A 12,931-nucleotide genomic window follows, 5' to 3' on the forward strand; every position below is an offset into this window, starting at 1 on the left:
TTTATTAGATATACTATTAATCCTTAAATTAGAAAATATGAAATTAGGTGCATTTTCGATTAGTCTTAATGTTAAAGATATAGAGACTTCAAAGCAATTTTATGAAAACCTAGGGTTTACAATTCTTGGAGGAGATATTGAAAATAAATATCTTATTATGAAAAATGAAAATTCTATCATTGGATTATTCCAAGGAATGTTTGAGAAAAATATTCTAACATTTAATCCAGGCTGGGATGAAAATGCTAACAATATTGAGAGGTTTAATGACATTCGAGAAATTCAAAATAAGCTTAAGAACAAAGGAGTTAAAATAGAAACTGAAATAGATCCAACAACTACTGGCCCTGCTAGTTTTACAATCACCGATCCAGATGGAAATGTTATTTTATTAGATCAACATCGTTAAATTATTTTGGATTTTTTATAAAATGTCTAAAGGAGAAATCTTCTTTTCTAAATTTAACTGTTCAATCAAACAGCTATAGGGGTAATCCCCTTCTCTTATTTGCTACATAAATCATTATAATGCCAATAGAAAACATCCCAGAGATATTTATTGAAGACTCAAAAGCACACCCGCACTTATTTGTTTATGACTTTAAAATGACCAGTGATGTCGTGAAAAGCAAGGTGAATTTAAGCATGAATATGTTTAGTTTTTTACAAGTTGGGAAAAAACAAGTCCACTTTGCAGACACCTCTGTTGCAGTTAATAAACAACAATCTTTACTTCTTAAAAAAGGAAATTGGCTCTGGACAGAATTATTGGATACGGAAGCTATTTATTATTGTAAACTTTTCTTTTTTTCTGAAAAAAAATTGACCGATTTTTTAAGCAAGTACACAAATAACATACAACCTACTAAGGATGAAATCCCATATTTCGTGATTGAGAATGATCCTTATATTACCTCCTTCTTAAACTCATTATCTAATTTAAATACCAATAATGCAGGCTTTATGGAAGCCCTCCTTTTAGTGAAATTTGAGGAAATTTTATTGTATTTACTTCATAAATACGGGACTAAATTTGAATTATATCTACATTCATTAATATCTAAAGAAGTCTCACCTTTTAAAAAGGTAGTTGAAAGCAATGTATATTCAAATTTAAAGTTGGAGGAAATTGCTTTTCTATGCAATATGAGCTTATCTACCTTTAAACGATATTTCACGGCTGAATATAAGCAAGCTCCTGGCAAATGGCTTCAGGATAAGCGTCTTCAAAAGGCAAAAGACATTTTACAAGAAGGCACATTAAAACCTTCGGAGGTTTATCTTGAAATAGGATACAACAATCTATCTAACTTCAGTATTGCTTTTAAAAACAAATTCGGAGTGAGTCCAACAGATATTTCTAACTAGAAATTTCTGTTGGGCTATTTAGTATGGATTTAACTAGAATCTTTAATTTAAGCGACCAACTTTTCTTTGGTTATCTCATTAACAACTATTGAAATAGCCCCATCTCCAGTAACATTACAAGCAGTACCAAAACTATCCATAGCTATATAAAGGGCGATCATTAATCCTAACATTTCTTCATTAAAACCTAACATAGACTGCAAGATCCCTACAGCTGCCATAATTGCGCCTCCAGGTACTCCTGGGGCTGCGATCATTGCGATTCCCAGCACAAAAATAAATCCGGCAAAGAGTGTAAAACTAAAAGGCATTCCGTGTAAAATCATTAAGGCCATGGCACAGGCGGTAATTTTCATGATACTACCAGATAAGTGTATAGTTGCACATAAGGGAACAACGAAGCCTGCAATTTTTTCTGAAACTCCATTTTTTAGAGTCTGTTCTAAGGTAACCGGAATGGTAGCTGCAGAAGATTGTGTCCCCAATGCAGTAAAGTAAGCGGGCATCATAGTGGCTAATAGCTTGATAGGGTTTTTCTTTGTGATCACCCCTGCAATAGTGTATTGAAGCAATAAAAGTAAAATGTGCAAAGCAAAAATAACTCCTATAATACTTATGAAAACGGAGAGGATAGAAAACACTTTTCCACTATAAGACATACTCACAAAGATGCCTAAAATAAATATCGGCAATAGAGGTACGATCACGTTTTCGATTAGTTGCATTATAATTTTCTGAAAATCTTTAACCACATGTTTTAAACTTGATTTCTCTTGATAGGAAAGTCCCAAACCTATAATAAACGCAAGCACCAATGAAGACATTACATCTAATACCGGAGGTATGTTAATACTGAAATATGGTAATAATTCACGACCCGAATCGGCTATTTGGGCTGCTTCATTTACATGGGTTTCTAAAAGTTGTGGAAAAATGTTGGAAGCTGTAAAATAGGTCATGAACCCCGAAAACAAGGTTGAGCCGTATGCGATAGCAGCTGTTAGCAATAATAATTTCCCGGCACCTTTACCAAGATCAGCAATGGCTGGCATTATTAATCCCATTATAATTAAGGGAATAGCGAAGTTTAAGAACTGTCCAAAAAAAGCATTGAAAGTCGTAAATATTCGATTTACAGATTCTGGTAAATATTGCCCGAAAACAATACCTAATACTATGGCTAGAAAAACTTTAAATAGTAAATTCGAAAATAAACGCTTCATATTATATGCTAATTTAGAAAAGACAAGACCTGACTTCCCGTAGGTTATTTAAGCCCGCTAATATAAAGCCAACTTGAAGAACGGAGCTTCTATAGCAAATCTTTTTATATTATAAATGTTAACATTATTTAGCTGCTAGATATTGGCTGTAACAACCTGACTAACTTTATGATAGCGCTTAAAAATGCACTTGAATTTAGTTCAATTAATATTTTAAATTAAAAACCATAAAGTTAAATAATTGATATTCAGCTAGATGATATTTGTTAAAAGGTTTAACAACCAGCCGATTTTCAATTTGACCTTTTTTCATAAGTTTATGAACCATATCAATAACTTATAAGGCTAGGGCTCCTCTTATATTTGCACTGTAATTAATACCTCTCAAATTAAGCAAGTATTAGTACAGATTAATAAACTAAAAATTTTATTATGGCAAACGTAAGTAAACCCGATTTTAAAAAAAGATATGGTAATTTTATTGGAGGAAAATTTGTTGAACCTATTAAAGGACAATATTTTGATAATCCATCACCAGTAGACGGTAAAGTATTTACTCAAGCAGCAAAATCAACACAGGAAGATGTAGATGCGGCATTAGATGCAGCACACGGAGCTTTTCCAACTTGGAGTAAAACCTCTGCTACTGAAAGAAGTAATATGTTATTGAAAATTGCCCAGGTAATGGAAGATAACTTAGAATACTTAGCAACTTTAGAAACGATTGACAATGGTAAACCGATCCGTGAATCTCGTGCAGCAGACATTCCGTATTGTGTAGATCACTTTCGTTATTTTGCAGGTGTAATTCGTGCAGATGAAGGAAGTATTTCAGAACATGATAAGGATACCGTAAGTATTGTATTACATGAACCATTAGGAGTTGTGGGTGAAATCATCCCATGGAACTTCCCAATGTTAATGTTGGCCTGGAAAATTGCTCCGGCTTTAGCAGCAGGAAATACGGTGGTGGTTAAACCAGCTGAACAAACACCAACAAGTGTGATGTGTTTAATGGAACTAATAGGTGATATTTTACCTGCAGGTGTCCTAAATATTATTACAGGGTTTGGTAACGAAGCAGGTGCAGCATTAGCGACTTCTGAGCGTATTGCAAAACTTTCATTTACAGGATCTACTGAAACTGGACGTAAAGTGTACCATAACGCAGCCGAAAATATTATTCCAGTAACTATGGAATTAGGTGGTAAATCTCCAAACGTTTTCTTTCCATCTGTAGCAGATCACGATGATGCTTTCTTTAGTAAAGCAATTGAAGGAGCACTTATGTTTGCCTTGAATCAAGGTGAAATCTGTACGACTCCATCTCGTATCTTAGTTCACGAAAGTATCGCGGATAAATTTATTGAGAGAATGTTAGAAAGAATCAAAAAAATTAAAGTAGGAAATCCATTGGATCCCGAAACAATGATTGGTTCTCAGGTTTCAAAAGCTCAAATGGACAAAATTCTTGGATATATCAATATTGGTAAAGAAGAAGGAGCAGAAGTACTTTCAGGAGGTGAAGCCGGAAATCATGTAGGTGAAACTGCAGACGGATATTATATACAACCAACCATCTTGAAAGGAAATAACAAAATGCGTGTTTTCCAGGAAGAGATCTTCGGACCAGTGGTAGCTTTAACTACTTTTAGTTCTACTGAAGAAGCGATTGAAATTGCAAATGATACCATTTATGGTTTAGGTGCAGGAGTTTGGAGTAGAGATGCTCACGAATTATTCCAAGTACCAAAAGCAATTCAAGCTGGTAGAGTTTGGGTAAACCAATACAATACGTATCCTGCACATGCACCCTTTGGTGGAGTTAAAAAATCAGGATTTGGTCGTGAAAACCATAAATTAGCCTTAGACCATTATCGTCAGGTTAAAAATATGTTGGTTTCCTATGATAAAGAACCAGTTGGTTTCTTTTAATTCAAACATAATTCATATTTATTAAAATAAACCTCGGACTTGTCCGGGGTTTATTGTTTTTAAAATCAATTCTATAATACGAGATTTCCAAAACAAAAAGGACTCAATAGTTTTTTGAAACTAATTGATGAGAAATAATATCTTTGCCAGCTAAGAATAGAGAGTCATAAGAAATGAATTTAACGATTGAAAACATATTATTGGTTGGCTCTTTATTACTTCTTATAAGTATTTTTGCCGGTAAGACTTCTTATAAATTTGGCGTTCCCACCTTATTGTTGTTTTTGGCAATTGGAATGTTAGCGGGATCTGATGGGATAGGAGGAATTCGTTTTGATGATCCAAAACTCGCTCAGTTTATTGGAATAGTTTCGCTTAATTTTATACTGTTTTCTGGAGGGCTAGACACCAACTGGACATCAGTAAAACCCATACTTTGGGAAGGAATTGCCTTATCTACTTTAGGCGTTTTACTAACCGCCGTTTCCCTAGGTACTTTTGTATGGTTAGTTACTGATTTTACTATTTATGAAAGTTTGTTATTAGGTTCTATCGTTTCTTCAACAGATGCTGCAGCGGTATTTTCTATTTTACGTTCAAAAAGTCTTGCATTAAAAAGCAACCTGAGACCAACTTTAGAACTGGAAAGCGGAAGTAATGATCCAATGGCATATGTATTAACTATTGCATTTCTAACCTTAGTGATTCATCAAGATCAAAGTTTTATCTCCATAGTTCCTTTGTTTTTACAACAAATGATCCTCGGTGGTGCTGCAGGAATTGCCTTCGGAATGCTTAGTAAATATATTATTAACAAAATTAAACTAGATTTTGAAGGGCTTTATCCCGTTTTGGTTATCGCCTTAATGTTTATAACCTTCTCTGCCACAGATTTTGTAGGCGGCAACGGATTTTTAGCTATTTATATTTGTGCTGTTTACTTGGGTAATCAAGACCTTATACACAAGAAAACCATTTTGAAAATGTTCGATGGTTTGGCTTGGCTCATGCAAATTGTGCTCTTCCTCACTTTAGGTTTACTTGTTTTTCCAACTGAAATTATTCCATATTTAGGAATAGGACTACTTATTTCCTTATTTCTAATTGTAATTGCTAGACCTATTGGTGTGTTTATAAGTCTTATGTTCTTTAAAATGAAGCTTAGAAGAAGGTTTTATATCTCTTGGGTTGGATTACGTGGTGCCGTCCCTATTGTGTTTGCTACGTATCCACTATTGGCAGGAATAGACAAAGCAAATATGATATTCAACATCGTGTTTTTTATTTCGGTAACATCCATATTAATTCAAGGGACTACACTTTCTATTGTGGCAAAATGGTTGAATGTAGGTTTACCAGAAAAAGCAAAGAAATTAACTGCAACCGATTTACTATTGGCTGAAAATCCGAAAGCAGAAATGAAAGAGCTTTTAATAACATCAGATTGTTTTGCTGTAGATAAGAAAATAGTAGAATTAGGTTTTCCTAAAAATGCCATAATAGCAATGATAAAAAGAGATGACAGTTATATAATACCAAACGGACTTACAAAAATTGAATCTCAAGATACTTTAATTGTACTTGCAGATAGACCAGAAATTTTTGATGAGGTAAACAAAAGCCTGAAAGCGAATAAATTATAACAAGTCTAAGTTTTCGATTTCAGCTTTTAGCATATTTCTAATTCTTGTGTTAAGGATTTTATTGGACACTAATATATAAGAACAACACTCTTCCTCCATTTCATTTATCTATATCACCACTCAATACCCATTTAAATATATTGAGACCTAACTAAAATTCCTTTATTGCTTGATAGAGGAAAATAAATTAATGAATTAGGCTTACCTATATTTAGTGGCTATTCCATTGAAAAGTGATATTTTAGACAATACATCACTTCATCATCTACATTACTTAAATTAACCCAGCAGTTATTAGTCCATGAAAATATTGACTTGAAATGAAAAAAATATCTTTACTAATATTATTTATCCTAATATTTTTCTCTTGCAACGAACAAAAGGAAATGAGTTCTATAAATCCGGAGAATTGGTCCAAAAGAACAGCAAACCTAAATGAAAAAGATTCGCTTGAATTTGGCAAGTCCTATCTTTCCATCTACTCACAGATTTATAGTATCTCTGAACATAAAACACATAATCTAATTGCAATGGTTAGCTTAAGAAACACCAGTGATTTAGATACCATCTATATTTTAAAAGCTGAATATTTTGATACACATGGAAAATCTGTGCGCAACTATTTCGAAAAACCAATATATCTAGCCCCATTGGAAACCGCAGAAATAATTATAGATGAAGTAGATACAATTGGAGGAACTGGATCCAATTTTATATTTGAATGGAAAATCCCGAAAAATTGCTCTGAGCCTTTATTTGAAGGAATAATGAATTCTACCATGGGCCAGCAAGGATTATCTTTTATAACTCAAGGGGTTCGGGTAAAATAATTGTTCCAATTAAGAATTAGCATTAAGTATCGTGAATGTTTAGACATCAAGGCAAAAGCAGAACTTTAAAACATAATCTACGCATTGCTACGGTATTGTCTTTTGTGGCTGGAATTGTAAATGTTACAGGTTTTCTTTCTTTCCAGCAATTAACAACGAATGTTACAGGACACTTCGCACTTTTTATTTATGATGTTGCTAATTTTAAATTTTGGAAAGGCACTATATATTTTCTTTTCATTTTTTCTTTTCTCTTTGGTTCCTTTTTCTCAAGTTTTTTAATAGAGAAGTATAAAAAAAATAAACAACTCAATGTTTTCCTTCTTCCCACAATTATTGAATGCGCAATTTTAATATCTATAGGTTTCTTAAGTAATTTTATAAAAATAGAATCGCCAAATTTAATTGTATGTTTATTGCTTTTTGCCATGGGGCTTCAAAATTCCTTTGTAACAAAAATCTCGAATGCTGTAGTAAGAACAACACATTTAACAGGTTTATTTACAGATTTAGGCATTGATATTTCTCATTTATTTTTTCCGAAATCCCTAATTGAAAAAGAACAACTTAAAGCAAATATTAAACTTAGAAGCTACATTATTTCTTTCTTCTTTTTGGGTGGCTTGTTTGGCGGACTTCTTTTTTCCAGATTCAATTTAGGATTGAATACGCTACTTTTTGCAGCTCTAATTTTATTTATAAGCTTATTTTATGACGATTTGAGATATAGAATTATAAAAACTAAGAGGAAATATTACCCTAGAAAAAAGCACCAGACAGTAATTAATTAGATAAGATATAGGACAAATTCCACTTTTAAACCTTATCAATTATTCACTCTGCTAAATATTATTAAATCAAATTGCTTTCTCCCCTAACCTGATCTTTTACCTAAAAATAATTAGGTTTTTCAGAATTATATTATAAAAATATGCATTAAAATTTGAATGTAATACTCTTAGGAAACAAAATTGGAAGTTCTTGTTGTCACATTTTCAAGCCAATAAAAATTCTTATTTAGATTTATTATAAATAGTTTGCTGCAACCAATTAACATAAATATATTTGCAGAAAATTATTATTTATATTAAGTCCAAATAAAAAGAATGAAAAATTTAATATCTCTTTTAGCAATATTCTTACTATCTAACATAGCCTTTTCTCAAACTGCAGCGCTTACCGGATCTATAACAGATAATAATAAAAATCCATTACTAGGTGTGAATGTTCTTATAAAAGATTCTAATATGGGAACTCAAACTAACGAAGCTGGAGAATTTAAGATCAATAATATCGAACCTGGCGATTACATTCTTGTAATCTCATCATTAGGCTATAAATCCAAAGAGATTACAGTCTCCATTTCTAAAAGCGAAACCAAAAACATAAATACCATTGTTCTTTACGAAGGGAACGAGATTTTAGGGGAAGTAGTTATTGAAGGTGAACGTAGAAATAAATTTTCAAGGAAAAAAACAGCATATGTTTCTAAATTATCTCTTCAAGATATTGAAAACACACAGGTATATAGTACCATAACCAATGAGCTTCTAAAGTCTCAGGTTGTAACCAATTTTGATGATGCGCTAAAAAATGCAACCGGAGTTGAGAAATTGTGGGCTTCTACAGGTCGTGGAGGAGATGGTGCCGGATATTATTCCCTACGGGGGTTTTCTGTACAACCACAATTGGTTAACGGGCTTCCAGGTTTAACAAACGGAACTATCAATCCTGCTAATATTGAGCGTATTGAAGTTTTAAAAGGCCCTTCAGCTACATTGTTTGGAAATGCAGTGAGCTCCTATGGTGGGCTAATTAACGTGGTTACCAAAAAACCCTATATAGGAACCGGTGGAGAATTATCTTTCACTTCTGGATCCTATGGTCTCAATCAAATAGTGGGAGATTTTAATACCGCCTTAAGTAAAAAGGACGATTTATATTTCAGATTAAATACAGCCTACAGTACAGAGCAAAGCTTTCAGGATGCGGGTTTCAGAAAATCATTTTTTGTTGCTCCTTCCTTGTCTTATAAAGTAAATAACAAGTTGTCTTTCTCTTTTTACGGAGAAATTACTCAGGCAGAACAAACAAATCCCACCTTTTTATTTTTGAACAGAAGCGCGCCCACGGAAGCAGCAAATCTTGACGAATTGGGCTACAACAACAAACTATCGTTTACAAGTAATGACCTAACATTGGAAAACCCAACTCAGAATTATAAAGTTGAAATGGATTACAAATTGTCTGACACCTGGCAATCGCAAACTTTGATCTCTAGAAGCTCGACTTCAACCAAAGGATATTATTCATATTTATTTGATTACGGAATTTTAGGGAACAATACATTTTCACGTTTCATCAATAAACAGAATGCCAATACCCAGACTACAGATCTTCAGCAAAACTTTACCGGTGATTTTAAAATAGCATCCTTAAGAAATAGAATGGTGATAGGATTAGACTATTTCAATGAAACCCAAACAAATAACGGTACAGGATACGCTTTTTACGGAAATATCACTCCAGATGGTGGTGATAACGGAGACAATCCTTTTACGGCAGAGGTTGAAATGGATGCATATCCTCTTTCAACTTCAGGAGTAGATGCAGTATTAGCCTCACAAGGTGTTAGTAATGTTAAGTCTAAGTACCATATTTATAGCCTTTATGCCTCAGACGTTATTAACATCACAGAAAATCTTTCAGCTATGGTAGGGCTTCGTTTAGATAATTTTGATAATGAAGGGGATGTAACAAATCCTGATGATGATTATCATCAAACTACCTTGTCTCCTAAATTCGGAATGGTTTATCAGCCTATAAAAGATAGATTATCTGTATTTGGAAACTATCAAAATGGCTTTACAAACGTTGCGCCTCAGTTAGTTGGTAACCCGGAGGATGGCCCCCAAACATTACAATCTTTTGACCCGGAACAAGCCAATCAATTAGAATTTGGGGTAAAAACAAATCTTTTCAACAATAGATTAAATGCTACCATAAGCTATTACGATATTAAAGTTAAAGACAGAGTTATTACAGATCCATCATCACCATTTAATAAAATTCAAGGTGGGGAAGTTGTAAGTAAAGGTTTCGAGATTGAAATAAATGCAAACCCAATTAATGGATTAGATATTAGAGCTGGATATAGTAACAATGATAGTGAAACAATAAAATCTGACAATACTGAGATCTTAAACCGAAGACCTCTTGAAGCAGGGCCGGAAACATTATATAACTTTTGGGCGAATTATGAGTTTCAAGATGGAGGTTTAGAAGGTTTTGGACTTGGCTTTGGATTTAATGGTGCAAGTGAACGACTTGCAATAAATTATGAATCTACCGGAGAATTTATGTTGCCTAGTTATACCATTGCAAATGCCTCCGTTTTCTATCAAGCAGATAAATATAGGATTGGTTTAAAATTAAATAATGCCTTCAACAAAGAATATTACAAAGGTTGGTCTACAATTAATCCACAAATGCCGCGAGCAGTTGTAGCAAATATTTCTTACCAATTTTAAATAGCCAAAATAGAAAGAGCAAACCTCTAAAAAAGGGTTGCTCTTTTAAAATTACTAACAATGACATTTAAAAAAATCATATTTCAATTACATAAAATTCTAGGTCTTACTACTGGTCTAGTTGTATTTATTGTCGCTATAACAGGATGCTGTTGGTCTTTTAGAGAAGAAATTGAAAGTCTCTACGATGATTATAAAAAAGTGGCACCACAAAATGAGTCCATTCTTACACCAACCAAGGCTAAAGAAATTGCTAAAGAAGTATTTCCGAATAATACTGTTCACGGAACTGTTTTTAAAAAGGCAGATGATGCAATAGAAGTGATCTTTTATGATGCCGAACCTGAATTTTATCAAAGCGTTTTTCTTAATCCTTATACTGGTGGAGTTATTCAAGTAGATAACCATTTTACTGGTTTCTTTGCATTTATTCTAGACGGACACATGCACTTATGGTTACCAAATGAAATTGGAGAACAGGTTGTAGGTGTGTCCATTTTAATTTTCATTATAATCATTATTTCAGGCTTCTTTTTATGGATCCCTAAAAAGCGTAAAAACTTAAAGCAACGTTTACAATTCGATTGGAAAAAAACGACACGTTGGAAACGAAAAAACTTCGATTTACATACCGTAATAGGATTTTACATATGTTCTCTGGCTTTAATTCTTGCTTTTACCGGATCTATTATGTCATACAACTGGCTAAAATATGTGGTATATAAATCCACAGGTGGAGAAAAAGAAACTGAATTTATTATTCCTGAAAACACAAGTGAAACCCTCGTAAATAATGAAACAATCCCAATGGATCACTTAATTGTGAAATTGATGAACGAGGAACCGGAAGCAGAAAGTTTTGAATTGCATTACCCCCACTCAAAAGATGAGAGTATTTACATAGAAGTCTCTAATAGCAAAGGATTATACTATGATTCTGACTTTAGATTTTTCGATCAAAACACCTTGGAGGAGATAGAAACACCAAGTGTTTATGGAAAATATGAGAATGCAAATGTAGCCGACAAAATATTACGAATGAATTATGATATACATATCGGGGCAATTGGAGGAATTGCAGGGAAAATTATTGCTTTCTTGGTTAGTTTGTTAACTGCAACTTTACCGGTATCAGGAATATTATTGTGGTATGGGCGGAATTACAAAAGGAAAAAAACTTTAAAAAAGCTTAAGGTTTAAAGAGGAATATTCAATTTCTCGGTTAAAGGGTTTTGATAATAGCAGTTAGGAGTAAAACGTAGGTTTGTTCTTAACTGCTGTTTTTTTGTTCAATATTAAAGAATAAGCTTATAAAAAATGTCACAAAAAATCTAGTCTGATTAATTGGATAACTCCCTTCCCCAAGTATCCAAACTTCTCAATATTTTTTCCAAAGATTTTCCTTTAATTGTTAGTTCATATTCAACTTTTGGAGGTACAACCGGAAACACTTTTCTGCTAACAAGACCATCTTTTTCCAATTCCCTCACGGTTTGAGTGAACATCTTATTTGAAATATTAGGAACCTTTTTCTGTAATATCCCAGAACGAAGTGAGCCTTCCAAGAGGTGAAATAAAACCAAAGGCCTCCATTTTGTACCTATTAGATTCATAGTAAGATTAAGCGGACAATAAACTTCACCCATATTTAAATTATAAATAACTCATTATCAACATTTCACTCTTTTAGTTACCTATATCACTTTTAGGTAACTTATTGTTTAAGAGGCAAATATACCCGTAATTTGCACTATAAAAAATAGATTAATATGAAATCAAAAGAAAATTATCCAAAATCATTTTCCCATATAGGAATTACAGTTCCCAACATACAAGATGCTGTGAAATTTTATTCAGAAGTAATGGGCTGGTATATAATTATGGAACCTTCCACTGTAAAGAAAGAAAAAGAAACCGCCATTGGACAGATGTGTATTGATGTTTTTGGTGAAGACTGGGAAGAATTTGAAATTGCCCATTTATCAACCTCAGATGGAACTGGAATTGAATTATTTTCTTTCCCACATGGGATCAAGGAAGCTCCGGAATTTAACCCATTTAATACAGGCTTATTTCACTTTTGTGTCCAAGATCCTAATATTGAAGCTTTGGTTGAAAAGGTAGTTTCTTATGGAGGTAAACAGAGAATGCCAATTAGAGAATATTATCCAAAAGATAAACCATATAAAATGTGTTATGTGCAAGATCCGTTTGGAATTGTATTTGAAATCTATACCCATAGTTATGAGCTAACCTACTCTTCTGGAGCTTATACAGAATAGGATCTCAATCAATAAAAAAACCTTGTTTTAACTTAAAGCAAGGTTTTTTTAATAGCGTTAAATTAGGCTTAACGCCAATGTTTTTGGGGTGCTAAATTCATTTCTTGTAACCACAAAATA

At 33.0% G+C, this 12,931-nt stretch carries 11 protein-coding genes; 9 read left to right on the plus strand and 2 right to left on the minus strand.

Annotated features, from left to right (window positions below; genetic code table 11):
• Positions 1-37: 37 nt before the first annotated feature.
• Positions 38-409 carry a VOC family protein gene (locus BC962_RS15145; RefSeq protein WP_121346872.1) on the plus strand — a complete coding sequence of 124 codons (372 nt, stop codon included), beginning with the start codon at positions 38-40 and terminating at the stop codon, positions 407-409.
• A 119-nt stretch (positions 410-528) separates the two neighbouring features.
• A complete protein-coding gene (locus BC962_RS15150; protein ID WP_121346873.1) occupies positions 529-1,368 on the plus strand; it encodes a helix-turn-helix domain-containing protein in 840 nt (279 codons plus the stop codon).
• Positions 1,369-1,415: 47 nt separating this feature from the next.
• Here the strand turns inward: BC962_RS15150 and BC962_RS15155 are convergent, their stop codons facing one another.
• The gene (locus tag BC962_RS15155) at positions 1,416-2,591 is read right to left on the minus strand and encodes a dicarboxylate/amino acid:cation symporter (RefSeq protein ID WP_121346874.1); all 1,176 of its coding nucleotides are present in this window, start codon (positions 2,589-2,591) and stop codon (positions 1,416-1,418) included.
• Between the two features lie 432 nt (positions 2,592-3,023).
• Between BC962_RS15155 and BC962_RS15160 the strand changes: the two genes are divergently transcribed.
• The 6 genes from BC962_RS15160 (at position 3,024) to BC962_RS15185 (ending at position 11,729) form a co-directional block, all read left to right on the plus strand.
• Positions 3,024-4,526 carry an aldehyde dehydrogenase family protein gene (locus BC962_RS15160; protein WP_121346875.1) on the plus strand — a complete coding sequence of 501 codons (1,503 nt, stop codon included), beginning with the start codon at positions 3,024-3,026 and terminating at the stop codon, positions 4,524-4,526.
• Positions 4,527-4,699: 173 nt separating this feature from the next.
• Entirely contained in the window at positions 4,700-6,169 is a 1,470-nt protein-coding gene (locus tag BC962_RS15165; protein WP_121346876.1) for a potassium/proton antiporter, read from the plus strand.
• 320 nt (positions 6,170-6,489) lie between these two features.
• Entirely contained in the window at positions 6,490-6,999 is a 510-nt protein-coding gene (locus tag BC962_RS15170; RefSeq protein ID WP_121346877.1) for a DUF3124 domain-containing protein, read from the plus strand.
• A gap of 35 nt (positions 7,000-7,034) precedes the next feature.
• A complete protein-coding gene (locus BC962_RS15175; RefSeq protein WP_121346878.1) occupies positions 7,035-7,790 on the plus strand; it encodes a YoaK family protein in 756 nt (251 codons plus the stop codon).
• A 315-nt stretch (positions 7,791-8,105) separates the two neighbouring features.
• On the plus strand, positions 8,106-10,529 hold the full coding sequence (locus BC962_RS15180; protein ID WP_121346879.1) for a TonB-dependent receptor: 2,424 nt from the start codon (positions 8,106-8,108) through the stop codon (positions 10,527-10,529).
• Positions 10,530-10,589: 60 nt separating this feature from the next.
• Positions 10,590-11,729, plus strand: coding sequence for a PepSY-associated TM helix domain-containing protein (locus BC962_RS15185; RefSeq protein ID WP_121346880.1), 1,140 nt, complete (start codon positions 10,590-10,592; stop codon positions 11,727-11,729).
• 140 nt (positions 11,730-11,869) lie between these two features.
• Here BC962_RS15185 and BC962_RS15190 read toward each other — a convergent pair whose 3' ends face one another.
• Positions 11,870-12,175: a winged helix-turn-helix transcriptional regulator gene (locus tag BC962_RS15190; protein ID WP_121346881.1), complete on the minus strand. Its 306-nt coding sequence runs from the start codon at positions 12,173-12,175 to the stop codon at positions 11,870-11,872.
• A gap of 123 nt (positions 12,176-12,298) precedes the next feature.
• Between BC962_RS15190 and BC962_RS15195 the strand changes: the two genes are divergently transcribed.
• Positions 12,299-12,811, plus strand: a complete 513-nt coding sequence (locus BC962_RS15195) for a VOC family protein (protein ID WP_121346882.1) — start codon at positions 12,299-12,301, stop codon at positions 12,809-12,811.
• The last annotated feature ends 120 nt before the right edge of the window (positions 12,812-12,931 follow it).

The organism is Gillisia mitskevichiae, assembly GCF_003634585.1.
Taxonomy (GTDB): domain Bacteria; phylum Bacteroidota; class Bacteroidia; order Flavobacteriales; family Flavobacteriaceae; genus Gillisia; species Gillisia mitskevichiae.